The sequence below is a fragment of the Paenibacillus sp. 2KB_20 genome (assembly GCF_052115765.1).
GTDB lineage: Bacteria > Bacillota > Bacilli > Paenibacillales > Paenibacillaceae > Paenibacillus_AQ.
Window position 1 is genome coordinate 363,221 of sequence record NZ_JBFRHH010000007.1, and the last position, 25,895, is coordinate 389,115.

General features: G+C 49.5%; 23 protein-coding genes. 22 read left to right on the plus strand and 1 reads right to left on the minus strand.

The window, feature by feature from the left end; genetic code table 11:
* Positions 1-5 precede the first annotated feature (5 nt).
* Positions 6-2,675, plus strand: a complete 2,670-nt coding sequence (locus AB4124_RS20610) for a DNA translocase FtsK 4TM domain-containing protein (protein WP_441974019.1) — start codon at positions 6-8, stop codon at positions 2,673-2,675.
* A 77-nt stretch (positions 2,676-2,752) separates the two neighbouring features.
* Here AB4124_RS20610 and AB4124_RS20615 read toward each other — a convergent pair whose 3' ends face one another.
* The gene (locus AB4124_RS20615) at positions 2,753-3,613 is read right to left on the minus strand and encodes a helix-turn-helix transcriptional regulator (protein ID WP_339290825.1); all 861 of its coding nucleotides are present in this window, start codon (positions 3,611-3,613) and stop codon (positions 2,753-2,755) included.
* Between the two features lie 194 nt (positions 3,614-3,807).
* On the opposite strand from AB4124_RS20615, the gene uxaC reads away from it, so the two are divergent.
* The 21 genes from uxaC (at position 3,808) to AB4124_RS20720 (ending at position 25,867) form a co-directional block, all read left to right on the plus strand.
* Positions 3,808-5,232 carry a glucuronate isomerase gene (gene uxaC, locus AB4124_RS20620; protein WP_441974195.1) on the plus strand — a complete coding sequence of 475 codons (1,425 nt, stop codon included), beginning with the start codon at positions 3,808-3,810 and terminating at the stop codon, positions 5,230-5,232.
* 8 nt (positions 5,233-5,240) lie between these two features.
* The gene (locus AB4124_RS20625; RefSeq protein ID WP_441974020.1) at positions 5,241-6,752 is read left to right on the plus strand and encodes a tagaturonate reductase; all 1,512 of its coding nucleotides are present in this window, start codon (positions 5,241-5,243) and stop codon (positions 6,750-6,752) included.
* The gene (locus AB4124_RS20630) at positions 6,749-8,263 is read left to right on the plus strand and encodes a UxaA family hydrolase (protein ID WP_441974021.1); all 1,515 of its coding nucleotides are present in this window, start codon (positions 6,749-6,751) and stop codon (positions 8,261-8,263) included. Before AB4124_RS20625 ends, AB4124_RS20630 begins: the two co-directional genes overlap by 4 nt.
* A 45-nt stretch (positions 8,264-8,308) precedes the next feature.
* Positions 8,309-9,421, plus strand: coding sequence for a glycoside hydrolase family 88/105 protein (locus AB4124_RS20635; protein WP_441974022.1), 1,113 nt, complete (start codon positions 8,309-8,311; stop codon positions 9,419-9,421).
* A gap of 191 nt (positions 9,422-9,612) precedes the next feature.
* On the plus strand, positions 9,613-10,425 hold the full coding sequence (gene sleB / locus AB4124_RS20640; RefSeq protein WP_339266170.1) for a spore cortex-lytic enzyme: 813 nt from the start codon (positions 9,613-9,615) through the stop codon (positions 10,423-10,425).
* A 125-nt stretch (positions 10,426-10,550) separates the two neighbouring features.
* Positions 10,551-11,831, plus strand: coding sequence for an EF-P 5-aminopentanol modification-associated protein YfmF (gene yfmF, locus AB4124_RS20645; RefSeq protein ID WP_441974023.1), 1,281 nt, complete (start codon positions 10,551-10,553; stop codon positions 11,829-11,831).
* A gap of 3 nt (positions 11,832-11,834) precedes the next feature.
* Positions 11,835-13,115, plus strand: coding sequence for an EF-P 5-aminopentanol modification-associated protein YfmH (yfmH, locus tag AB4124_RS20650; protein ID WP_441974024.1), 1,281 nt, complete (start codon positions 11,835-11,837; stop codon positions 13,113-13,115).
* The gene (gene ymfI / locus AB4124_RS20655) at positions 13,115-13,885 is read left to right on the plus strand and encodes an elongation factor P 5-aminopentanone reductase (protein ID WP_441974196.1); all 771 of its coding nucleotides are present in this window, start codon (positions 13,115-13,117) and stop codon (positions 13,883-13,885) included. The genes yfmH and ymfI overlap by 1 nt, the downstream gene beginning before the upstream one ends.
* A 109-nt stretch (positions 13,886-13,994) precedes the next feature.
* The gene (locus AB4124_RS20660; protein WP_076324934.1) at positions 13,995-14,249 is read left to right on the plus strand and encodes a DUF3243 domain-containing protein; all 255 of its coding nucleotides are present in this window, start codon (positions 13,995-13,997) and stop codon (positions 14,247-14,249) included.
* A 204-nt stretch (positions 14,250-14,453) separates the two neighbouring features.
* Positions 14,454-15,221, plus strand: coding sequence for a DUF3388 domain-containing protein (locus AB4124_RS20665; protein ID WP_076324933.1), 768 nt, complete (start codon positions 14,454-14,456; stop codon positions 15,219-15,221).
* 47 nt (positions 15,222-15,268) lie between these two features.
* A complete protein-coding gene (locus tag AB4124_RS20670) occupies positions 15,269-16,261 on the plus strand; it encodes a RodZ domain-containing protein (protein ID WP_441974025.1) in 993 nt (330 codons plus the stop codon).
* 76 nt (positions 16,262-16,337) lie between these two features.
* Positions 16,338-16,511: a DUF4175 domain-containing protein gene (locus AB4124_RS20675; RefSeq protein ID WP_144023504.1), complete on the plus strand. Its 174-nt coding sequence runs from the start codon at positions 16,338-16,340 to the stop codon at positions 16,509-16,511.
* Between the two features lie 148 nt (positions 16,512-16,659).
* Positions 16,660-17,151 (plus strand): YajQ family cyclic di-GMP-binding protein, encoded by a 492-nt coding sequence (locus AB4124_RS20680; RefSeq protein ID WP_076324931.1) that lies wholly within the window; start codon positions 16,660-16,662, stop codon positions 17,149-17,151.
* Positions 17,152-17,409: 258 nt separating this feature from the next.
* Complete coding sequence (gene pgsA, locus AB4124_RS20685; RefSeq protein WP_076324930.1) at positions 17,410-17,997, plus strand: CDP-diacylglycerol--glycerol-3-phosphate 3-phosphatidyltransferase; 588 nt, start codon at positions 17,410-17,412, stop codon at positions 17,995-17,997.
* A gap of 109 nt (positions 17,998-18,106) precedes the next feature.
* The gene (locus AB4124_RS20690; RefSeq protein WP_441974026.1) at positions 18,107-19,369 is read left to right on the plus strand and encodes a competence/damage-inducible protein A; all 1,263 of its coding nucleotides are present in this window, start codon (positions 18,107-18,109) and stop codon (positions 19,367-19,369) included.
* A gap of 289 nt (positions 19,370-19,658) precedes the next feature.
* Positions 19,659-20,720 (plus strand): recombinase RecA, encoded by a 1,062-nt coding sequence (gene recA / locus AB4124_RS20695; RefSeq protein ID WP_076324928.1) that lies wholly within the window; start codon positions 19,659-19,661, stop codon positions 20,718-20,720.
* 139 nt (positions 20,721-20,859) lie between these two features.
* Positions 20,860-21,597, plus strand: coding sequence for a regulatory protein RecX (locus tag AB4124_RS20700; RefSeq protein ID WP_441974027.1), 738 nt, complete (start codon positions 20,860-20,862; stop codon positions 21,595-21,597).
* A 359-nt stretch (positions 21,598-21,956) separates the two neighbouring features.
* Positions 21,957-23,498: a ribonuclease Y gene (gene rny, locus AB4124_RS20705; protein WP_441974028.1), complete on the plus strand. Its 1,542-nt coding sequence runs from the start codon at positions 21,957-21,959 to the stop codon at positions 23,496-23,498.
* Positions 23,499-23,625: 127 nt separating this feature from the next.
* Positions 23,626-24,429 (plus strand): TIGR00282 family metallophosphoesterase, encoded by an 804-nt coding sequence (locus AB4124_RS20710; RefSeq protein WP_441974029.1) that lies wholly within the window; start codon positions 23,626-23,628, stop codon positions 24,427-24,429.
* 129 nt (positions 24,430-24,558) lie between these two features.
* Positions 24,559-24,819 carry a stage V sporulation protein S gene (locus AB4124_RS20715; protein WP_006211249.1) on the plus strand — a complete coding sequence of 87 codons (261 nt, stop codon included), beginning with the start codon at positions 24,559-24,561 and terminating at the stop codon, positions 24,817-24,819.
* 91 nt (positions 24,820-24,910) lie between these two features.
* Entirely contained in the window at positions 24,911-25,867 is a 957-nt protein-coding gene (locus AB4124_RS20720) for a dipeptidase (protein ID WP_441974030.1), read from the plus strand.
* Positions 25,868-25,895: the final 28 nt, after the last annotated feature.

Below are 25,895 nucleotides of genomic sequence, written 5' to 3' on the forward strand. Positions count from 1 at the left end.
ATAATATGGATTCGGGGGTGACACTTTTGGCAAAGCGGAAAAGAAAGAAGAAGGCAGCCTTTGCAGCCGTATTGAAGTATGAAATTTATGGGATTGTATTGATGACACTTTCGGTCATCGCATTATCCGGAGAAGCACCGGTGGGGCGTTCCCTGTCCAAGATGTCGGGTTATCTGCTGGGCAAGTATTATTTTATCATCCCCCTAATCGGCATCTATTACGGGTTAATGGTGATGATTCACCGGAAATGGCCCAAACGGTGGAACAGCAGACGCACCGGTGTCCTTCTCTTGGTATTATCGCTCACTTTAATGAGCAGCATTGCAGGTTTGGAGTCGAAGCTGGCCCCGATTGGACAATTGAATGCGTCAAATGCGATGAGCCAGATACATAGTGATTTGCAAGGCGAGCTCCTTCATGCCGGGGCAGATGATGGACATCATCCCGTCATGGGCAGAGACATCAGCGGCGGTTACATTGGAGCGTTGCAGTTTGCCTTTCTGTTAATGCTGTTTGGCAGCATAGGGGCAAAGTTGATTGTGATTGTCATGCTAGTGATCAGCTTCATGCTGATTACCAATCTGTCCTATGTGGATTTAATGCGGATGTTCCGTGTGAGGGTTGTAAAGGCTGGAGAACGGATTCAGAAAAAAGTGAACAGCCAGCAGACCAAATCAAGAGCTGCGGCGAAATCAAGCGCGAAGGAACAACGCATCCAGCTGCCGGAGGATCTGGATGAAGATGATGATCTGGATGATATGGAGAGCATGAGACTGCCGCGCCGCAAAACGCCGCAATTCTTCCAGTTGTTCGGTTCCAAAGGCAACAAACGGAACGAAGCAGTGGAAGAGGCTGGGGATGCTGCGGATGAGGCGGCTCCGGTATTTACCGTTGGCAACGGGCATGGTGCTAAGGAGAAAGGGGAGGTCGTCCTGTTCAACAGTCCGGTTCAACCGGAGGAGGGAGCGGATGTTATCACTCCTGCAGCAGAATCCGTGCCTTCCTCGCCGATTATTCGTGATTTCTTCGAGCAAGTGAAACAAGAAGGACGCCTGGATGACGAGTACGACGATCACGAAGCGGTGATACCTTCGGCACAAGAGGACCCTTCGGGGAACACGGCAGCTAGTCCTGAGCCCATCGGTGGTAGCCTTGAAGCGTCGAATGACGAGTTGAATGGAGCTGCTACTGCAGGTAATGAGGGACAGGAGGGAACGGCACCGGCAGCACCTCCGGCTCCGCCGCCCAAGCCGTACAAGCTGCCTCCATTCCGGCTGCTATCCAAACCGAATAACGGCGGTAAGGGTGGAGACCAGAATGATTATATGCAGACAGCGCGCAAGCTGGAGGCGACGCTGGAAAGTTTCGGCGTTCGGGCCAAGGTACTGGAGGTGGTCCGGGGGCCGTCGGTAACCCGCTATGAAATTCAGCCGGACATCGGGGTTAAGGTCAGCCGGATCGTCAATCTGACCGATGATATTGCACTCGCGCTTGCGGCCAAGGATATTCGGATGGAAGCGCCGATTCCTGGCAAATCAGCCATCGGGATCGAAGTGCCGAACAACGAAGTATCACTGGTTACGATGAGAGAGGTTATGGAGACGCCGACGTTCCAGGAAGCGGAATCGAAGCTGTCAATTGCATTTGGCCGTGATATTTCAGGTCAGACGATTGTCGGTAATTTGGCACGCATGCCCCATCTCCTTGTTGCAGGTGCAACGGGTTCGGGTAAATCCGTATGTATCAACGGCATCATTACCAGCATTCTGTATAAAGCGAAGCCGGATGAGGTTAAGTTCCTGATGGTCGATCCGAAGATGGTCGAGCTCAATGTCTACAACGGAATTCCGCATTTGATGGCACCGGTGGTAACGGATCCGAAGCGGGCATCCTTGGCACTTAAGAAAATCGTAGTAGAGATGGAGAAACGGTATGAGCTGTTCTCCAAATCCGGGACGCGAAATATTGAAGGTTACAACAATCTGATGAAGGATAATCTGCCGGCAGTATTGCCTTATATCGTCGTGATCGTGGACGAGCTGGCCGATTTGATGATGGTTGCAGCCAACGATGTGGAAGACGCGATCACGCGTCTGGCCCAAATGGCCCGTGCCGCCGGGATTCACTTGATCATCGCGACGCAGCGTCCGTCGGTCGACGTTATTACGGGGGTCATTAAAGCAAACATTCCGTCGCGTATTGCCTTTGGCGTGTCTTCGCAGGTCGATTCCCGAACGATTCTGGATATGGCGGGAGCAGAGAAGCTGCTTGGCCGCGGGGATATGCTGTTTATGCCGATGGGCTCCTCCAAGCCGATCCGGGTGCAGGGAGCCTTCATGAGTGATCATGAGGTCGAGAACATTGTGGATTTTGTCCGGGATCAAGGGCAGGCGGAATATGATGAGTCGTTAGTGCCTGAGATAGAGGAATCGTCGAATTCGGATGAAGAAGAATTGGATGAGCTGTATGAGCAGGCGGTGACCATCGTACTGGAAGCGAAGCAAGCGTCCGTATCGCTGCTTCAGCGGAGAATGCGCGTAGGCTATACCCGTGCAGCGCGTCTTATAGATTCCATGGAGGCACGCGGGATTATCGGACCTTACGAGGGAAGCAAACCGCGGGAAGTGCTGATGTCTATGGAGCAATACCAACAACAGCAGAATCGAATCAGTTAAGGGAGTCAATCCCTAAACTTCAGAAAAAGGAAGCGAACAACCAGAATTTTGGGTTGATCGCTTCCTTTTTTGTTGGTTCACGGAATGCTGTGCCTTTTGCGGTATTTGCTTGCCGTCATTTTCATAAGTTTCTTAAAGGTGCGGTCAAAATGCGTCAGGCTTTCAAAGCCGATCGATTCGGCGATGTCCACGATTTTCAGGTCCGTATCCGTCAGAAGGCGCTGTGCCTCGCGAATGCGGGTGAGGTTCAGATAGTTAATGATCGTAAAGCCCGTAATTTCTTTGAATATCCGGGACAGGTAGAACGGGCTGATGTAGAAGGTTTCAGATAATTGCTGCAGCGTGATTTTGTCTGCGTAATGGGCGTGAATAAACTTAACGACGTCCGTGATTTTCTGATGGAGCGGGTTCATGGAGGTGTGAGCAGGCAGCGAGGCGGAATGGGTTAACCGAGAGGTTTTAATTAATAACTCGGTAAGCAGTACCTGCAGCATGTATTCGTACGAAGCAGAGCCTTCTCTGATCTCATCGGCCATTTTATTCAAAATTTGCATGATGATTGCTTGCTCTGGAACGGTTAAACGCAGCAGCGGCGTATCCTGATTAAACATGCTCAGCAATCCGGATGCCAGCAAGGGGTGGCCTTTCCCCAGAAAAGAATCGCTAAAATTTATGACGATACGTTCATGCTCCGGATCGCCTTGACCCGAGGTTTTATGAACGTCGAATTTATTGATGAGAATGAGGTCTCCCGCCCGAATGGTGTACAATTTTTCTTTGATAAAATAATTGCGCTCGCCTGAAACCAGATAGTAGACTTCATAGGTTCCATGATAATGGTTATTTCGTTCAAAGGGCTTTGTGCGATGAATGCGATGGTAGTAAAATTCCCCTTCTTCTTCTCCGTAGGTTACGGTATGGGTATCGCTGGATATCATAATCGCCCCCGCTTCGTTTCAATTCCTTCATGATCAGGTCTATTCCAGTTCTTCAGTTATATTGTAGCAACTTCTATTGACCAAAACAAAGCAAGATATGTTGAATAATCCTTCAATTTCGCAATAAACGTGAAGAAATCCAACTGATGATGCCGTAACATAGTAGATAATCTACAGAAATGGGCGGTGTTATGATGAGACCTTTTATGGATGAACATTTTTTGCTCAACAACGAGACTGCGCGTACCTTATACCACGATTATGCAAAAGACATGCCAATCATCGACTACCACTGTCATCTGAGTCCGAAAATGATCTATGACAATCACCGGTTTGAGAACTTGACCGAAGCGTGGATTAACGGCGATCACTATAAATGGCGGGCAATGCGAGCCGCTGGAGTGGAAGAGGCATACATCACGGGCGGCCCGGGAGTGAGCGATTATGACCGCTTCTTGGCTTGGACGCGCACCGTTCCGATGACGATCGGCAATCCGTTATTCCATTGGTCTCATCTGGAGCTGCAAAGACTGTTTGGCATTAAGGATATCATTCATGAACAGAATGCTCCGCAGATATGGGAAGCGGCGAACAAGCGACTGCAGGAACATGATTTGACAACCCGGGGATTGATCGTTTCAAGCCGTGTGAAAGTCGTCTGTACGACAGATGATCCGACGGATAACCTGGATTATCATATCAAGTTGGCGGAGGAAGGCGATACCGGATTTCAGATGCTCCCCTCATTCCGTCCGGATAAGGGACTGGAGATTAACCGGGAGACGTTCCTGCCCTGGGTGAAATTGTTGGCGGACCGAAGCCGGATGGAGATTACGGATTATTCGGTATTTCTGAAGGCACTTGAGCAGCGGGCTAAGTTTTTCCATTCGGTTGGCGGCCGGGTATCCGATCATGCGCTGGATTATGTGCCCTATCAAGAGGTTACGGAGAAGCAAGCGGCTGACATATTCCTGAAAGCGCTTAAAGGGGAACGGGTTTCCCGTCAGGAGGAGGATCAATTCAAAACGTATACGCTGCTTTATCTCGGCCAAATCTACGCAAAACTCGGCTGGGTCATGCAATTTCATATGAATGCCCAGCGCAACAATAACACCCGGATGTTCCGAGAATTGGGCCCGGATACCGGTTATGATTCGATTCACGATAGTCCAATCGCGGTACCGCTCGTGAAGTTGATGGATCGGCTTGATCAAGAGCGGGCACTTCCGAGAACGATTCTCTATTCACTTAACCCAAGCGATAACGATATTCTCTCAGCACTGATCGGCAGTTTTCAAGGCGACGGCATTCCGGGTAAAATTCAGTTCGGATCCGCATGGTGGTTCAACGATACCAAGGACGGTATGGTCGACCAGATGAGCAAACTAGGCAATATGGGGCTGTTAAGCCGATTTGTCGGCATGCTGACCGACTCCAGAAGTTTCTTATCCTATACCCGTCATGAGTATTTCCGGCGGATTCTGTGCAATCTCTTCGGAGATTGGGTTACACGGGGAGAAGCGCCGGAAGATCTTCCATGGCTCGGGGGAATTGTACAGGATATTTGTTACAACAACGCAGAGAGTTATTTCCGATTTGGCGGGATGGAAGGGAGATAGATCAGATCATGGATGCAAAGACAGACCGTGGCCGAGCGCTGAAGTTGATAGGACGGGATTTTTTACAATTACAACAGCAGAACCACTTGGAAATGTTGAATTACCCTGTTAAGGTGCTTCAAATCGGCGAGGGCAACTTTCTTAGAGGGTTCTTCGATTGGATGATCTATGAATGCAACCGGCAGGGGTTATTTCAAGGGAGCGTTGCCGTCAGTCAGCCAAGACCTGGGGGACGACGCAAGCTGGAGCAGCTTCGAGAGCAGGAAGGGATTTACGGTTTGCTGACCCGAGGTATCCAGGATGGACGGAAGATAGAAGAAGAACGGTGGATCCCGGTGTTCTCAAAGATCATAGATCCTTATGCGGAATGGGAGAATTTCTTAAGGATCGCCGAGCTGGATTCCCTGGAGATCGTAGTCTCCAATACAACGGAAGCTGGTCTCGATTATCAGCTCAGTGACTGGAATCCGTCGGAACCACCGATGTCATTCCCCGCAAAGCTGACTATGCTTTTATATCGGCGTTATGAGTGTTATGAAGGCTCGCCGGACAAGGGCCTGTTGATCCTCCCATGCGAGCTGCTGGAACGAAACGGGGACATCTTGCGCTCGGTTGTGCTGCGGCATGCAGAGGATTGGGGCCTTTCGCCGGCTTTTCAGAGCTGGGTCGAGGAGTGCAACCTGTTTCTGAACTCACTTGTGGACCGGATCGTAACCGGTTATCCGGAAGAGGCTGAGCGCTATTTTGACCAATGGGGTTATGAAGACCGATTGTTGAACACGGCGGAGCCCTATTATTTCTGGGCTATTGAGGGTGATCCGTCATTGGAGTCCAGGCTGCCCCTGCAGTCAGCGGGTCTCCAGGCAAGGTGGGTACCCGATCTGACCCCGTATCAAGTGAGAAAGGTAAGAATATTGAATGGAACGCATACGCTGATGGCTTCCATCGGTTTGCTTCATGGTTTCACTGAAGTGAGAGAGATCGCAGAAAGCACGGAATGGGGAAAAGACATTCGCGACGCAATGCTGCAAGAGATCGTCCCCTTGGTGCCTCTCCCGTTGGAAGAGGTTACGGCATATGCCATATCTGTATGGGAGCGATTCCGCAATCCCTTTCTTCGGCACAAGCTCCAGGATATTGCCATGAACAGCATCTCCAAGTTCAAGGTGAGGCTTTTGCCAAGCTTAAAGGAATATGTCAGTTCGCACAACACGCTCCCAAGCCTCATCACTCGGGGATTGGCCTCCTTGATCCGTCTGTATCATGCCCAATCGGTCGAGGGGCAGTGGTACGGAACGTGTCTTGACGGTAAACAGATGCTGTTAAGAGATGATCCGGACAGCCTGATGACATTTTATCAAGCGTGGCAAAAGGTAGAAGAGGGGGAATGGAGTATACGTCAGCTTGTGGCATCCATTCTTGGCAATCAGGCTTTATGGGGCGAGGATTTGAACCGGATATCCCATCTTCATGAAGTTGTAAGCGGCTATATCGAAGAAATGGAGCTGATCGAGACATGAGCGACATCGTCATACTTCACAACAAGGATGATGTAGGCATCGCGCTTCGTCCTTTGTCAGCAGGAGAACATGCCATCGGGCTTCTGAACGGGAAGGAGCATGCGATCGAGGTAACCGAGAACGTGCCCAAAGGTCACAAGGTGGCTCTTCGATTGATAGAGCCGGGCAGCCATGTTTTAAAATTCGGTTATTCGATCGGACTGGCGAAGGAAGTCATTTTGCCGGGACGATGGATCCATACTCACAATTTGAAAACCGGACTATCCGGTGAAGTGGAGTACCAGTATAATCCTGGTGCAAAAGCAGTGCCTCAAGATTCACCAACTGTTATGGAATCCTCGATGTTCCAAGGGTATATCAGATCAAGCGGTGAGGTTGGGATCCGCAACGAAATTTGGATCATCAACACCGTCGGCTGCATTAACAAAACCTGCGAGCTGTTAGCGCGAATGGCTGGCCAGCAGTTTCAAGGGAGAGGCATTGATGGAGTTTATCACTTCCCGCATCCCTACGGCTGCTCGCAGCTTGGAGATGATCTAAGCCATACCCAGCGTCTGCTCTCGTCCCTGGCCCAGCATGGCAATGCGGCAGGCGTGCTTATTATCGGGCTCGGCTGCGAGAATAATCAGATCGATCAAATGCAGGCCATGATTGGCGAGGAGGACGGAAAACGGATCAAGTATATGCGTGCTCAGGACATGGAGGATGAATTGGAGGAGGGCATGTCCCTCATATCCCAGCTTGTGGAATATGCCGAAACTTTCAAACGAACGGAAGTTCCTCTCTCCAAACTGAAGGTCGGACTGAAATGCGGGGGTTCGGACGGTCTGTCGGGCATTACAGCCAACCCGCTGGCGGGCCGCATTGCAGATACCATCACCGCTCACGGTGGCACAGCTCTGCTGACGGAGGTGCCGGAGATGTTCGGAGCCGAAACGATCCTGATGGATCGGGCAGCCGACGAACAGGTGTTTAAGGATATTACGGTGCTGATTAACAATTTTAAGCAATATTTCGTATCGCACGGACAGGAAATCTATGAAAATCCTTCTCCAGGGAATAAAGACGGTGGCATCACAACCCTGGAGGAGAAGTCACTGGGGTGCACTCAAAAAGGAGGAAATGCCACGGTGACCGATGTACTCCGTTACGGCGTGAGATCAACGAAGCCGGGGTTAAACCTGATCGAAGCGCCAGGCAATGATCTCGTATCGGTTACGGCCTTGGCTGCAGCGGGCGCCCATCTCGTCCTGTTCACAACGGGCAGGGGGACGCCGTTTGGCGGCCCGGTCCCCACCGTCAAAATCGCGACCAATTCCGAACTGGCCGCTCGCAAAAAGCATTGGATTGATTTTAATGCAGGTGCTTTGCTGGAAGGCAAAAGCATGGAGGATCTCCATGAGGAACTCATGAATCGTATGGTCCAATTAGCCTCGGGTGTTGAACAGACGAGAAATGAACGTAATGGCTTCCGGGAAATATCCATTTTTAAGGATGGCGTCATTTTATAGCGTGAGTTGTTGGAACGATGGTTAGAAAAAAGAGGAGGAGCACATATGTCCAATCCTATTCAGCAGCAAGGACCGTTAACCTTATCACCCCTACAACTTGGCACCAAGGCTTGTCAATCGATCATGGGAACGTATTCGCCGGAGCAGCTGCCGCCTGCAGGGCGGTGGCATTACCACCAGGGCGTATTTCTGGTTGGCATGTCTCAATTGTGGAAATTTAGCGGTGAGTCAAAGTTTTTGGATTACGTAAAGGGTTATGTCGATCATCTGGTGGACTCCAACGGGAATCTGCTGCTGGAGCGGGGGGAACTGGATTCCGTTCAAGCGGGCCAACTCCTGATGGAGCTGGATGCTGTATGTCCCGAACATCGGTACAGGGCTGCCGCTGATAAACTGCTCCGTCTGTTATCTACGCTGAATCGGACCACGGATGGAGGATACTGGCATAAGGATCGCTATCCTTACCAGATGTGGCTGGACGGCTTGTATATGGGTGGCGTGTTCACGATGAAATATGCGCAGCAGTATAACGAGCCGCATTTATTTGACGAGGTGCTGTTCCAGGAGAGGCTGATGCGTTCCCATACCAAGGATCAGGCAACCGGGTTATTTTATCATGCTTGGGACGAGAGCAGAACGATGCCTTGGGCAGATCCGGTTAGCGGACAATCCCCGGAATTTTGGGGACGCGCGTTAGGCTGGTATGCGCTGTCGATCGTGGAATTCCTTGAGTTACTGCCTGAGGATCATCCGGCGAGGGAAGAACTGGCTGTCGTGCTCCGCGAATTAAGTGAGGCGCTGGTGCGTTATCAGGATCCACTGACCGGGCTGTGGTATCAGGTTATAGATAAAGGGGGCCGGGAGGACAATTGGCTGGAAACCTCATGCTCCAGTCTCTTCATATATACCTTAGCCAAAGGAATCCGTCTCGGTTACCTGGATTCTTCCCTGATATCGCACGCAAGACACGGATATACTGGCCTGGCCCAATCCGTATATATGAATGATCAGGGGCATCTGGTTATGCCTAAAATCTGCATCGGCACAGGTGTCGGCGATTATAAGCACTATGTGGAAAGGCAGCAATGCGAGAATGATCTTCATGGGGTCGGAGCGTTGGTCATGGCGTGTGTAGAACTTGGCAGAACATCTGAATAAATCGGTGCAGGATCGTTAACTCTACTCCGAACGACAAGGAGCTGTTCCTTAGAGGACAGCTCTCTTTGTGTTTCAATGATGTACCGTCTTCGTTCGTTCCTCTCGCCGAACAGGTGCATAGGAAACTGGCAGGCTTGTCATAATAACGGTAGCGAGGCTTGTTAAACCACAAGAGAAAGGTAGAGCGCAGCATGAAAAACTCAAGAATCTGGATTCTGATCAGCATTGCGATCCTGTTATCTGCCGTTGTCTTCGCTCAGGGAGGCCTTAAAGCAGATCATTCAAATCTTCAGGAAGCTTTGCCAACCTTTAGCCAGCAGACCATCAAATTTGGTTCTACCGGCGAAGATGTGTATGAGCTGCAAGGCCGTCTGAAATACCTGGGCTTTTATCATGGCAAAATCGATAGCGTATTCGGTTCCAAAACCCAAGGATCCGTTAAATGGTTCCAATCGGAGTTTGGCATGAAGGTTGACGGTATCGTAGGTCCGAAGGTCAAGCTTAAACTGTATAATGCAACCAAGGATTTCCGTCCGACCGCTCCGAAGCTTCATGAAGGTGGGGGCGGAGCAGCGGCCGGTGCGGGCGGCGGTACATCCAACAAGGAAGGCGGCAATAACAACTTAGCCTCTTCGAATACCATGGGACTTTCAGACAACGATTTAAGGATCATGGCGAATGCCGTTTATGGTGAAGCGCGCGGAGAACCGTTCGAAGGCCAGGTTGCCGTAGCGGCGGTTATTCTCAATCGAGTGAAATCTCCAAGCTTCCCTAACTCGCCGCATGGGGTTATATTTGAGCCGAGAGCCTTTACCGCTGTAGCTGACGGTCAAATATGGCTTGAGCCGAACGAGCAGGCGCGGAAAGCCGTAGAGCAGGCGCTAAATGGCTGGGATCCGACAGGGGGCTGTCTGTATTACTTTAATCCGAAAACAGCGACCTCGCCATGGATATGGACCCGCCCTCAAGTCAAAACCATCGGTCAACATATCTTCTGTATGTAAGCCGCAAACAACAGCAACCGGGGCCTGTCTTCGGTTGCTTCTTCACTTTGCAATGGGTTAGAATGAAAGTTATCTATGAAGTAAATTATGGCAACGACAATCCATGATGTAAGGGGATATGGACCTTGACGAAAACGGAATTTGAACACGGTATGGCCGGAGGAATACGAATTCACGTGTTGCCGACCAACCGATTCAAGACATTTGCGATATCGCTTTACGCCGGAAGTCCGTTAGCAGAAGAAACCGTGACCTCGACCGCGCTTACACCTTTTGTGCTGCGCAGAGGAACCGTTTCATACCCGGAAACAAGAGCATTCCGAGAGCAGCTCGAGCAGTTATATGGCGCCGGATTTGGATTTGACGTGTATAAGCGTGGCGATTATCAGATCGTGCACTTTCGCATGGATACGATCAATGACTCTTTTGTTAAGAGTCCGGAGAGCCTGCTGCGCTCTTCATTTGCTTTTTTGGGTGAAGCTTTCACCCAGCCTGTGCTAGAGAATGGCGCATTCCGCAAATCTTATGTACAGACCGAGCGTGACACGGTCCGCAAGAAGCTGGAGTCCATCGTCAATGATAAGATTCGTTACGCCGCGGAACGCTGCAATGAGGTCATGTGCAAGAACGAACCGTATCGATTGCATCCGTTAGGAGAACGGAAGGATCTTGACGGTATCACGCCGGAAGGCTTGTATGAGTCCTATCAGAATTGGCTTAATGAATCTGTTCTTGATCTGTATGTAGTTGGCGATACGAGTTTGGATGAGGTGAAGAAGCTCGTAGAGGAGCATTTTAAACTGAACCGAACCGGAAGTAAGGATTATGTCCCTTCCACCACACGAACGGTCGCGAGCGAGACGCAGACGGTTGTGGAGAAGCTGGACATTAATCAAGGCAAGCTCAACATGGGCCTGAGAAGCACGATTACTTACGGCGATGATGAGTATGCCGCTGCGCTCATGTATAACGGGATTTTGGGAAGTTACCCGCATTCAAAGCTATTCGTTAACGTGAGGGAGAAGGAAAGTCTGGCGTATTACGCGTCGTCCCGATATGACGGTCATAAAGGGATTGCTACCATTCAGTCCGGTATCGAAGTTCAAAATTTCGAGAAGGCCGTCCAAATTATTCGCCAGCAGCTTGATGACATGGCTAAGGGTGCCATTACGGATATCGAAATGACCCAAACGAAAGCGATGATTCGCAACGTAATTAAGGAAATGCAGGATTCGGCCTTTGAGATGATTGCCTATGACTTCAATCGAACGCTGTCAGGCCGGGAACGTACGCCGGATGAGCTGCTGCAGCAGGTGGAAGGCATTACAGTGGATGATGTGAAGCAGGCGGCTGCGGCATTTTCGCTGGATACGATCTATTTCCTGAAAGGTCAAAAGGAGGAATAGCCGGTGGAGAGCATTCATTATGACAACCTGCAGGAGACGCTGTACTACGAAGTGATGGATAACGGGCTGCACGTGTACGTGCTGCCTAAACCCGGCTTCCAGAAAACTTATGCGACCTTCGCAACCAAATACGGTTCGGTGGATAACCATTTCAAGGTCGAAGGCGAGTCCGAAACTCGCGTACCTGATGGCATTGCGCATTTTCTCGAGCACAAAATGTTTGAGGAGCCGGAAGGCGACATTTTTGCCAAGTTTGCCTCGAACGGTGCCTCGGCGAATGCCTTTACAAGCTTTGACCAGACCGTATATCTCTTCTCTGCCACGGAGAACATCCATGAAAATTTGGAGACACTGATCAATTTCGTGCAGAACCCTTATTTTACCGATCAGAACGTGGAGAAGGAAAAAGGGATTATCGGCCAGGAAATCAACATGTACCAGGACAATCCGGATTGGCGCGTATACTTCGGTCTGATCGTAGCGATGTATAAGGTGCATCCGGTGCATATTGATATTGCCGGTACGGTTGAATCCATCGGGACGATTACGAAGGAAGATCTGTATACGTGCTACAATGCGTTTTATCACCCGAGCAACATGCTGCTGTTCGTGGTGGGTGGCGTAGATCCTGTAGAAACGATGAACCTGATCCGTTCGAATCAAGCCGCGAAATCGTATGAGAAGCAAGGCTCCATTGAGCGTTTATTCGATCCGGAGCCGCAGGGAGTTGAAGAGAAGCGGAGAGAGAGCCGCCTGGCTGTATCACTTCCGAAATGCCTGTTCGGCTTCAAGGAGAAGCAGATCGGTTTAACGGCCGAGGAGCAGCTGCGACGCGATTTGACAACGAAGCTGATGATGGATCTCCTGTTCGGATCCAGTACGGAATTGTATCAGCAGCTATATGACGAAGATTTGATTTCCGACAGCTTCGGCCATGAGTATAACAGTTCACCCCAGTATGCGTTCTCTGCGGTTGGCGGAGATACGAAGGATCCGGATCAACTGCTGGAGCGCATCCGCACAGAGGTGGATAAGCTAAAGGCAACCGGATTTCAGGTCTCCGACTTTGAACGTGCCCGCAAAAAGAAAATGGGCGGATACTTGCGTATGCTCAATTCCCCGGAAAACATTGCTCATGAATTCACTCGCTATCAATTCCGCGGGGTGGATTTCTTCAAAGTTCTTTCGGTTTATGAATCCATTACCATTGATGATGTAAACCGCCGCCTGCAGGAGCATGTCGATTGGGATCAATTGGCCGTATCGATCGTTGTGAGTCCGTAATGAAGCAAGACATGGGAAGAGAACTGAAACCGATCGGGGAAATGACGGTGCTGATCACCGGTGCGAGCAGAGGCATTGGTGCGGCTGTTGCCGAGCGCTTTGCCTCGGTACGCATGAATGTGGTTATTCACTATATGAATTCGCATGAAGCGGCCAATGAAGTTGCCCGTCGCTGTATGGGCTATGGAGCTAAGGTATTAACCGTATCTGCGGACCTTCGCGACAAAGAGCAGATATTGCGCATGAAAGAGAAGCTGCAGAGTCATGATATGGAGCCCGATATCCTGGTAAACAACGCCGGGGTATCCCATTATGGGCTTCTCTCTGACGTGACGGAAGAGGAGTGGGACACTTTGATGTCCATTAACCTGAGAGGGATGTTTCTGTGTTCCCAGGCGTTTATGGGGCGTATGATCTCCCAGCGGTTTGGCAGGATTATCAATGTGTCCTCGATCTGGGGGTTATCGGGTGCCTCCTGCGAGGTATTGTATTCAACAAGCAAGGGCGGCGTCAACGCCTTTACGAAGGCCCTTGCGAAGGAGCTTGCCCCATCAGGCGTGACGGTGAACGCCGTTGCACCCGGCGTGGTGGATACGTCCATGCTGGGGCATCTGGAATCAGATGAAATCCGCATGCTGGAGGATGAAATTCCGGTCGGCAGATTGGCACAGCCGGATGAGATTTCATCACTGGTGTATTTTCTGGCGCTGCCCGAGTCGGGATACATTACCGGGCAAGTGATCAGCCCAAATGGCGGCTGGGTGACCTGATCGTAAGTTCGTGGTGCAATTCACCACTCATAAGGTATTGGTTACGGGGACATATTACTATTGTTACTTTAAATCTGAATTGCCACCACGCAAAAGGAGGATTTAACTCATGTCATCCGTAATCAAAAACTTTGATTCTTGGAAGAAATTCCTGGGCGATCGTGTCGTTCAAGCCGAGAAAGCGGGTATGAGTGAAGACACCATTTCTCAGCTGGCTTATGAGATTGGTGATTTCCTTGATGAGAAGGTTGATCCGCAAAACTCATCCAACCGGGCACTGAAAGAATTGTGGGATGTAGGTAACGAGGAAGAACGCCACGTTATCGCGCGTCTGATGGTGAAACTGGCCAAGAACAACGCATAACCCTCTTGCAAAGAGCCCCCCGCCAACGGGGGCTTTTTGTCAAGAAAAAAGAATGTAATTTTCATGTCATCGTTAATACTTGCCTTTCATTTTTATTTTATATATCATTAACGTGACCCATTTTTCATTTGACCTGTTTTTGCGTGCGATTTTCGCTGAAATTTGTCGAATATTGATGGAAAAGAAGTGCAAAGAGGTGTCTTTGTGGAATCGAATCAATGGTACATGGAATACAAGATACATAAGAACCGACCTGGTTTGCTCGGTGACATTGCATCCGTGTTAGGTATGCTCGAAGTCAACATCCTGACAATTAACGGCGTTGAAGGCCAAACTCGCGGAATGCTGCTGGAAACGGATGATGAAGAAAAAATTATCCTGATGGGCAAAATGTTAAACAAAATGAAAAATATTACGGTAACAGCCTTGAGACCCCCAAAACTGGTGGATATTTTGGCTGTCCGACATGGACGATATATTGACCGGGACTCGGATGATCGTAAAACGTTTCGTTTTACGCGTGATGAGCTCGGTTTACTTGTTGATTTTTTGGGTGAATTGTTCAAAAGGGAAGGTAATCAGGTCATCGGTCTTCGCGGAATGCCTCGCGTCGGCAAAACCGAGTCCATTATCGCTGGCAGTGTCTGCGCGATGAAGCGCTGGACGTTTGTCTCCTCTACGCTGCTCCGCCAAACCATTCGCAGTCAACTCTCTGAGGACGAGATGAACTCGAACAACGTATTCATCATTGACGGGATTGTCAGCACGATCCGATCGAATGAGCGCCACTATCAGCTCCTGCAGGATATTATGGGGATGGGGAGCACGAAGGTGATCGAGCATCCGGATATTTTTGTTCGCGAATCCGAATATTCCTATGATGATTTCGACATTATAATCGAATTGCGAAACAATCCGGAAGAGGAAATCGTTTATGATACGTTCACGGGCTCTTATAGTGACGATTTATAATATTTTTTTGACTTTGACCACGAAATTCTAAAGTAGGAGGTGATGGCATGTCCGAACTGGGACAGCAATTGAGGGAGGCGCGTCTACAAAAAGGGATGAGCCTTGATGATGTGCAGGAAATGACAAAAATACGCAAGCGATACTTGGAAGCCATCGAGGCAGGGGATTACAAAGTACTTCCCGGCAGTTTTTACGTGCGGGCATTCATCAAAACCTATGCGGAAGCGGTGGGAATTGACCCAGACGAACTGCTTGAAGGCCATAAACAGGATGTGCCTAAATCCGAACCGGAAGCGACCATGGAGCCGGTTATTCAAAAGCGTGCCACCAGACCTTCAGCCGAACGGAACATGAAATGGCTGCCTACTCTGCTGATGTGGACATTCCCGATTCTGATCGTTGTCGTCATATATTTGGTGGCAATCAATTCGAATGAGCCTAAGGATGAACCTCAGGTAAGCAATAATGACCAGACGCAGACGGATCAAGCGCAAAAGCCGGAAGATTCTGGCAATACGGATCCCGCCACGCCAGGTGACGGCGCGCAGGGCGGCGATAACGCCACGGACGGTACAGGTAACGAAGGCACAGACGGTGAAGGAAAAGACGCAACGGATGGAACAGATGGCACGGACATCGATGAACCAGGGAATACAACGCCTGGAGCAACTACGGTGACGCAGGACCGGACGGAAGGCAAGAACACCGTATTTAAGGTATCAGGCTCGTCTGTGAAGGTTGAAATTGTGGCAACAAGTGAAGGAAAGAGCTGGGTAGAAGTGTATCGTGGTTACAATACCTCCGGGGAGAAGCTGGCTTTCCAAATGCTTGAGAATGGTGCTGCGCTCAGCTTTGACCTGGATAGCCAGGGACTCTACGTGAAATCGGGGAATTCCGCTGCAACCACCATTACGGTTGGCGGCCAGCCCGTAACAGATGGGAAATCAACGTCGCGTATCTTGCTGGAGCCGGCAGATGGTTCCACAGGGAATACGGATACCAGTACTACTGACTCTACAGGCACTACGGATGTAGAATAATTGTCTCACCTCCAGGCCATCATAACAGCATGCAGCTGCATGCTGTTATTTCGCTTCATGGAAGAGGTGTTGCTCTGTGACGGTCAACTGGATTATATTCGGATTAGGCGTCATCGTCAGCCTCTTGGGCTATTATTTGATTCCAAGCGACTGGGGATATGGCATATTAGGCTTTGGACTGGCACATATTTTGCTTGGTATATTGAGCATGTTCCGCCGTCCGGTGCAGGATGAGAAAGCTAGCAGTTGAAGGAGCAGACTTCGTTTTCGCCGGGTGTTGGCGATAAGCGGAGTCTTTTTCGTTCCAGATCAACCCGCCGATCCTTAATGGGATTAGACTTGTCTCTATGTTTTACCTATAATAGAAGCATTATCGTTAATGAAAGGAAGGATTCACCATGGCTTCAGAAAATTCATTTGATATCGTATCCAAAATGGATATGCAGGAACTTAGTAATGCGGTTAATCAGGCGGAGCGGGAGATTGAGAACCGTTTTGACTTCAAGGGCAGCAAGAGCAGCTTGAAGCTGGACAAGGACGCACTGGTCATTGCATCCGATGATGAGTATAAACTCAACGCCGTTATTGATATTTTGCAAACCAAGATGGTGAAACGGGGCTTGTCGCTGAAAAATGTGGAGTACAGCAAGATCGAGCCGGCTTCCATGGGTACGGTTCGCCAGCGTTTGACCTTAAAGCAAGGAATCGATCAAGAAAATTCGAAAAAGATCAATATATTGATCCGTGATTCCAAGCTGAAGGTCAAGAGTCAGATTCAAGGTGACCAAATTCGGGTAACCGGAAAAAACAAGGACGATCTTCAACAGATCATGCAGCTGCTTCGCAAAGCGGATCTTTCTCTGGACCTGCAGTTCACCAATTTCAAATAAACGCCGTCACAGGCTCACGTAGGATTGGATGGACAGGTTGTTTCTTTTGACAGGGCGTGAGCGGAAATATTATACTAAAAAACGATATATAAGGATTAACGTATACATAGATCACTGGGGGATGAATATGACAGACAGCGCTTCACGCTTCAAACCCTTTAGGCTCTTGGGAAGAGCGACCCTATTGAAGTACAGATGGATAACAGTCGCGGGGTCTGCGAAAATTTCAAGACAACCCGTTGCAAGGGAGGTTGCCCCATGAATTTACCCAATCGTATCACGTTGGCCCGCATTTGCTTGATCCCTGTCATGATGATTTTTCTGCTGGTGGATTTTGATTTTTATCCGGCTCCTATTGTATGGAATGATTTTGTCCTGCCCTATAACCAATTGATTGCGGCTTTGATATTCATACTTGCTGCAAGCACGGATGGGATTGACGGGTATTTGGCCCGGAAAAACAATATGGTGACAAACCTGGGTAAACTTATGGATCCGCTCGCGGACAAACTGCTGGTGGCAGCTATCCTCATATCGCTTGTGGAGATGGGGAAATGTGAATCATGGATTGCTGTTGTCATTATCAGCAGAGAATTCGCGGTTACTGGCTTGAGACAAATTGCGCTCCTGGAAGGTTCCGTCGTTGCAGCAGGTCAATCAGGAAAAATCAAGACGGTGATTCAGATTGTGGCAATTGTCGCGCTTCTGATCAATAATTTCCCGTTTGTATTCTTGGGAATTCCGTTTGATGTCATTGCAATCTGGGCTGCCGCGATAATTACGATCTATTCGGGAATCGAATATTTTGTCCAGAACAGGCATCTTCTTAAAGGTACCGGGGCATAACGGCAATAGGAGCTATCCTATTGCTTTTTTCTTCCGCAGGGTAATAAATTTGTGACGGCGAGTGGCGAGTATTGTGAAGAGATAGAAGATACAGGAGGATCGACGAATCATGAAAGCAGAAATCATTGCAGTTGGAACCGAACTTCTCCTTGGACAGATTGTGAATACCAATGCACAGTATTTGTCCAGACAGCTTGCCTCAATGGGAATCGATGTGTACTATCAAACCGTTGTCGGGGATAACATGGAGAGGCTCAAGGAGACCTTGCGGCTGTCCAGCAGCAGAGCCGATATCGTGCTTCTGTCCGGCGGCCTGGGCCCCACACAGGATGACCTGACGAAGGATGCGCTCGCATCCTTTCTGGATCGTTCATTGCATATTGATCGGATGGCTATGGACCGGATCGAACGTTTCTTCCAAGAACGGGGATCCGTAATGACCGAGAACAATCGGCGCCAGGCCCTGGCTATCGAGGGAGGGACTCCGCTTCCGAACGAAACAGGCCTCGCCGTCGGGAACGCGGTATCGTATGAAGGCACTCATTATATTGTGTTGCCGGGACCGCCGAAAGAACTGATGCCGATGTTTGAACAGGAGGCCAAGCCTTGGCTTCTGCAGCATGTGCTTACGGGAGAGCTTCCCATCTATTCGAAGATGCTCAAATTCGCAGGCATCGGGGAGTCCGCGCTTGATAAGCGCCTGGAAGACCTGATTACGGCCCAGACCGATCCGACGATTGCATTGTATGCCAAGGAAGGGGAGGTCACCGTCCGAATCTCCACGAAGGCCTCCAGCGAGGCTGAGGCGATGGTCCGGCTGAATGAACTGGAAGCCCGGATCCAGGAGAGAGGCCCTGAGTTTATGTATGCTAACGAGGATGTGCCCATTGAGAAGGTTATCGTGGATATGATGGCAGATCATAGCTGGACGCTGAGCGCCGCGGAGAGCTGCACGGGAGGCCTTGTAGCGGAGACGCTGACCTCCATCCCCGGCAGCGCATCGATGTTCCTTGGCGGGATCGTCTGTTACACTAACCAGATTAAGGAGAAGCTTGTGCATATCCCGCATGCGCTGCTCGAGGGGGATGATGCGCCGGGAGCCGTCAGTGCGGAGGTTGCCGAAGCGCTTGCAGATCATGTTCGGATGGTAACCGACAGCGACTTTGGTTTATCGGTAACGGGCGTAGCAGGTCCAGGGTACGCTGAACGCAAGCCTATAGGTCTTGTTTACATCGGATTGTCTCAACGGGGAAAAGAAACAGAAGTGCATGAGCTGCACCTCCAGGGTAACCGTGAGACGATCCGGCTCCGTGCGACGAAGGCGCTGCTCTACCGGCTTTGGCAGCGTCTTGTTGCCTCCAAACAAGATTAATTTTGCAAAAATAGAGATATCCGCTTTTCAAAAAAAGTAAATAATTTACACCTTGCTTGGTACCTCTTCTTGAATTAACGAACAGTTCCAAGTATAATGGGAAATACGGAAGAACCGTGGCATATCGAATGATGTTGCCACGGTTCTTGTTCTTTATACATAGGGGATGGAGCATATACCGGAAGGGGCGTTGAATAAAAAAAAACGAATGTATGTTCGAAAAAAAGCTTGGCAAACGTGTCAAAACAAGGTATGATATGACTATCAACAGTGAAGGGTTGTGGAACAATTGTCAGATCGTCGTGCTGCGCTGGAAATGGCGCTTCGTCAGATAGAGAAACAGTTCGGAAAAGGTTCCATCATGAAACTGGGTGAATCCACCCACATGCAAGTTGAGATTGTGCCGAGCGGATCGTTGGCATTGGATATAGCTTTAGGAACCGGCGGCTTGCCTAGAGGCCGGATTATTGAAGTGTACGGACCGGAATCCTCCGGTAAAACAACAGTAGCCCTCCATGCTATTGCGGAAGTTCAGAGGGCTGGTGGACAGGCTGCATTTATCGATGCCGAGCATGCTCTGGATCCATCGTATGCAAGTAAACTGGGCGTTAATATTGATGAATTGCTGCTCTCCCAACCGGACACGGGTGAGCAGGCGTTGGAAATTGCGGAAGCTCTGGTACGCAGTGGTGCAGTGGATGTCATCGTTATTGACTCGGTTGCTGCGCTTGTTCCAAAAGCTGAAATTGAAGGCGACATGGGGGACTCCCACGTGGGTCTGCAAGCTCGTCTGATGTCCCAGGCTCTTCGTAAATTGTCGGGTGCTATTAATAAATCGAAAACGATTGCCATCTTTATCAACCAGCTTCGTGAGAAGGTTGGTGTTATGTTTGGTAACCCTGAGACGACTCCAGGCGGACGTGCTCTGAAGTTCTACTCGACGGTTCGTTTGGATGTGCGTCGAATTGAGAGCATCAAGATGGGGAACGATGTGGTGGGTAACCGCACACGGATTAAGGTTGTTAAGAACAAGGTAGCGCCACCTTTCAAACAGGCTGAGCTTGATATTATGTACGGTGAAGGCATCTCTAGAGAGGGAAGCCTAATCGATATCGGAACGGACCTCGATATCGTGGATAAGAGTGGTGCATGGTATTCTTATGCAGGTGACCGTCTTGGCCAAGGACGTGAGAATGCGAAGCAATTCTTGAAGGAGAATCCGGAGATTGCTAGTGTTATCGAGAACAAAATCCGTGAAGCGAGCAATCTGACTACGGCTGTTCCTGAGCCTTCCGAGAAGGATAAGGAACAAGAGGAAATAGAAGAGCAAGAGTTGTTTAAAGTAGAATAGTAAATTGCTGGTTAACGATTAAGTGTTGAGGACTGTCCGGTGTTTGTAACACCAGACGGTCTTCTTTGCATTTATCCAGAATTGAGAGTCAGTCTTGGTTATTTTACTCAGGATGGCGCGGTAGTGAGAGGAGCGACATATGGAAGAAGAGAATAAAGAAATGTCGGAGCAGGCAGAATCATCAGGTATTGAGCATTTTCCGGCTCACGAGGATTTGGTTGTAACTTCAGTCGAAATGCTGAAAAAGCCCAAACATCGATACCGAATCGCGTTTGGTCCGTACCTCATGACCGTTCATGAAGATGTAATGCTGAAATACCGGATGTTCAAGGGAAATGTTTTTCGTAAGGAAGAGTTGGAAGAAATTATCGTGGCCGACGAGCGACAGCGGGCTTACGTAGAGGCGTTGAATCATCTGGCTAGGAAGCCAAGAACAGCCAAGGAGATCACCCAGCGACTGCAGCAAAAAGGTTTCGAGCCGAGCAGCGTGGAGACGACGCTGGAGCGCCTGGAGAAGGACAAGCTGATTGATGACGCGTTATACGCCAAGATGTGGACAGAGCAGCGAATGACCAGCCATAAGAAGGGACGGCTGTGGGTCAAGCAGGAACTGAGACAGAAGGGAATCGGCACGGAGCTGATCTCCGAGGCATTGGGCGAGATCAGTGCAGATGCCGAATTGGAGAGCGCGCTCGCCGTGGGACGGAAAAAATGGAAGCAAACCCATGGGGAGATGCTGGATCGCAAACGTAAAACGGGAGCATATTTAATGCGTAGGGGCTTCGGCGGGGACCAGGTGCGTCAGGTACTCAAACGTCTGGTCGATGAGGATCAGCAACAGGGTGAGTGGGACGATGGACTGGAAGATTTCGAATAAAGGGCAAATTGGGCACTTTTTCGTGAAAGAAATGGTTTCGTTGGATGAAACTGACGTTTACCCATTGCTTTCCCTTGACAATATCTTTTTATAAATACTAAAATAAATATGAATCTTTTTATCATAAATTAGAATCCTTTTTCCTTCCAAAAAAGTGACTACTTTGTGAAAGATTCTTAAATCGCCAATTCATAGTGAAATGTATTCCGCTGGGTAAGGCGGAATTTGCGTACGTGATACGGCGTTCGCAGTATGGACGGCAGCTTCCACTGCCGGAAAATTTTATGTATGAATGAGTAACCTGACAATTGCACATTTCCCAAGGAATGCCTTGGAGGAACCAACGAGGAGGTGATCAGATGGATTCCATTTGGTGGATCATAATCGTTCTCGTTGTAGCCGCTATATTCTTTGGGTTCGGTTATTTTATTCGCAAATCCCTTGCAGAAGCTAAAATTTCCAGTGCCGAGCATGCCGCTTTGCAGATCGTAGAAAGTGCGAAGAAGGAAGCAGAAGCATTGAAGAAAGAAACGGTTCTCGAAGCTAAAGACGAAGTTCATAAAATCAGAGCCGAAGCTGAAAAAGACACTCGTGAGCGCCGGAATGAAATTCAACGGCAGGAGCGCAGATTGTTGCAAAAGGAAGAGTCGCTGGATAAAAAAATAGAATCTTTGGAACGTAAAGAAGAACAAGTGGCGAACAAAGAGAAACGAATAGAAGAGACCCAGCAGCAAATCGATGCCATTTACAAGAAACAAACGACAGAATTGGAGCGCATCTCCAACCTGTCGATGGAGGATGCCCGCAGCATTATTCTCAGTAATGTTGAGCAGGAAGTTCGTCATGAAACCGCTCAGATGATTAAAGAAATCGAGCAGCAGGCGAAGGAAGAGGCAGATAAGAAATCACGCGAGATCATCACGCTGGCTATTCAACGCTGTGCGGCTGATCACGTAGCTGAGACCACGGTATCTGTAGTCACCTTGCCGAATGAAGAAATGAAGGGCCGGATTATCGGACGTGAAGGCCGAAACATTCGTGCGCTTGAGACCCTTACAGGGATTGACCTTATTATCGATGATACTCCGGAAGCTGTTATTCTCTCCGGTTTTGATCCGATTCGCCGTGAAATTGCCCGTACAGCTTTGGAAAAGCTCGTGGCAGACGGACGGATTCATCCGGCTCGTATCGAAGAAATGGTGGAGAAATCCCGCAAGGAAGTGGACGAACGCATTCGCGAGTATGGAGAACAAGCCACCTTCGAGGTTGGCGTTCACGGTTTGCATCCAGATTTGATCAAAATTCTGGGTCGACTGAAATTCCGTACAAGCTATGGACAAAATGTGTTGAAACACTCCATGGAAGTGGCCTATTTGACTGGCCTGATGGCCGGCGAATTGGGCGAAGACATCGTGCTTGCGAAACGGGCAGGACTGTTGCATGACATCGGTAAAGCGCTGGATCATGAAGTGGAAGGATCGCACGTTGAAATCGGCGTGGAGCTGGCGAAGAAGTATAAGGAACATCCGGTGGTTATCAACAGCATTGCCTCTCATCACGGTGATTGTGAAGCAACTTCGGTTATTGCCATGCTGGTTGGCGCAGCTGACGCATTGTCTGCTGCCAGACCGGGAGCACGCAGAGAGACGCTTGAGACGTATATCCGTCGTCTTGAGAAGCTCGAAGAAATTTCCGAATCCTTTGAAGGCGTTGAGAAATCCTATGCCATTCAAGCAGGACGTGAAGTTCGTGTCATGGTACAGCCTGAGAAAATCGACGATGCTGAAGCATTCCGCTTGGCACGCGACATTACCAAAACGATTGAGAATGAACTGGATTATCCGGGTCATATCAAAGTCACCGTTATCCGGGAAACCCGAGCGGTGGATTACGCAAAATAGAGTTTGGACCTTAAAAAGTGGCCGCAATCCGGCCACTTTTTATCTTTGAAATTTCCGAAAATACAGTTCGGACATTTATGAATCGGGAACGGTCTTGCCGGGAATCAGGACAAGTATCCCTGAAGGAGTGATTGACATCAACGTATTATTCATCGGAGACATTGTCGGCAGTACAGGTCGTAAAGCTTTGAAGGCTTCCCTTCCGGAGCTGAAGTCCAAATATAATCCGCACATCATTATTGCCAATGGGGAGAATGCAGCTTCAGGACGCGGCATTACCTCGGCCATAGCCAATGAATTTTTTAATTGGGGCATTCATGGCATCACCTTGGGAAACCACACGTGGGATAACAAGGATATTTTTGAGTTTATCAATGATGAGCCTCGCATGATTCGTCCGGCAAACTTTCCGCCCGGCACACCGGGCCGCGGATACACGATCATCAAAGCGAACGGCAAACAGCTAGCGATTGTGAATTTACAGGGACGAACATTCCTGCCAGCGATCGATTGCCCATTTCGTGCAGCCGATGACATTGTGGATGAACTTCTCCAGAAGACGAAGTGCATTCTGGTGGACTTCCATGCAGAGGCAACCTCGGAGAAGATTGCCATGGGATGGCATCTGGAAGGCCGCGCCTCGATGGTGGTTGGAACGCACACCCACGTACAAAGCAATGACGACACCATACTGCCTGGAGGAACAGCTTATATTACGGATACCGGCATGGTCGGCTCCAAGGAAGGCATCCTCGGCATGCAGCGCGATGCGGTAATGTATAAGTTCAAGACCCAGCTTCCTGCTCGTTTCCAGGTCGACGAAGGCAAATGGCAGTTCCATGCCGTATGCGTGGATATGGATGAGGAAACGGGAAGAGCCCGGAAGATACAGAAAATCCGCATGTACGAAGACGAATGGCGGATGGATTAAAAAAGACGGAATCCGTTTAATTAAATTAGGAACGGATGGTAAAAAGCAGGAATTTTTTCCCCTCTCACGAATAACATCTAGTAAGCGGAAGCAAACCATCACTCAACATTCCCAGGGGAGGTACTTACCATGGAAGTATTAAAAGTTTCAGCAAAATCCAATCCTAATTCAGTTGCAGGGGCGCTCGCTGGAGTTCTTAGGGAGCGAGGCGGGGCGGAACTGCAAGCGATTGGGGCGGGAGCACTGAACCAGGCCATTAAAGCGGTAGCGATTGCCCGGGGATTTGTAGCACCGAGCGGGGTGGATTTGATTTGTATCCCTGCTTTTACGGATATTGTGATTGATGGCGAAGACCGGACGGCAATTAAATTGATCGTAGAACCTAGATAAATTTCGAATGTTGAGGTATTAGCCTGTTTACTCTCCTTGGTGTAAACAGGCTTTTTGCTGTGATAAGTTTAGAAGGGAGATGAATGGCGCGATGCGGACGGTTGATTTTCACTGTGATGTTTTGAGCAAAATGTGGGAAGATTCCCAAGCCTCCTTTGTGGATGACCCGCATTTGGATGTAACGCTGCAGCGCATGGAGGAGGGCGATCTGGCCCTTCAGGTGTTCGCTGTTTTTTTATCGGAGAAATGGGGAAGACCCTCCTTTGAACGGGTGCTGGGACAAATCGATACCTATCGCAGCCGCATTGTTAAACCGGGTCATCTGAAGCCACTGCTCTGGCGAGAACAAGTCCAAGAGTTCGGACAACGGAAGAATGGACGGTACGGCGTTCTGTCGCTGGAAGGCGTTGACGGGCTGGAGGGGAATCTGTATTACGTCCAGCTCTTGTTTGAGATGGGCGTTCGTTTTATGGGGATTACCTGGAATTATGCGAACTGGGCTGCAGATGGAGCATTGGAGCAGCGAAATGGGGGATTCACAGAACGGGGGCGTCAACTGGTAGAGCTATGCAATTCGACAGGTATTATTCTGGATGTGTCCCATCTGTCCCAAGCTGGCTTCTGGGAGCTCGCGGAGCTGACCAAAGGGCCCATTATCGCCTCGCATTCCAATGCGTACTCCGTCTGCCAGCATCCCCGGAATTTGAATGATGAACAGATAAGGGCATTAATCGCGTTAAACGGGATGATCGGAATCACGTTTGTGCCCTGGTTTATCCGCAGCGGTGTAGAGCGTGTCAAGCCGGAGGACGTATTGCCGCACATCGAGAAAATTTGTGAGATGGGCGGGGAGAAGCACATCATGTTTGGTTCGGATTTCGACGGGATTGATCAATGGGTAGCCGGACTTGAGCATCCGGGCCGGTATTCGGATTTTCAGGAGCTGCTGCTTAAACATTATCCTGAATCGATGGTCAAGGGCTGGATGTCGGAGTATGCCCTCCGTTTTCTTGAGCAGAATTTACCTTCATTGTCAACTCAAGCATAGTAACCTTTCGCATAACGACCATGATTCG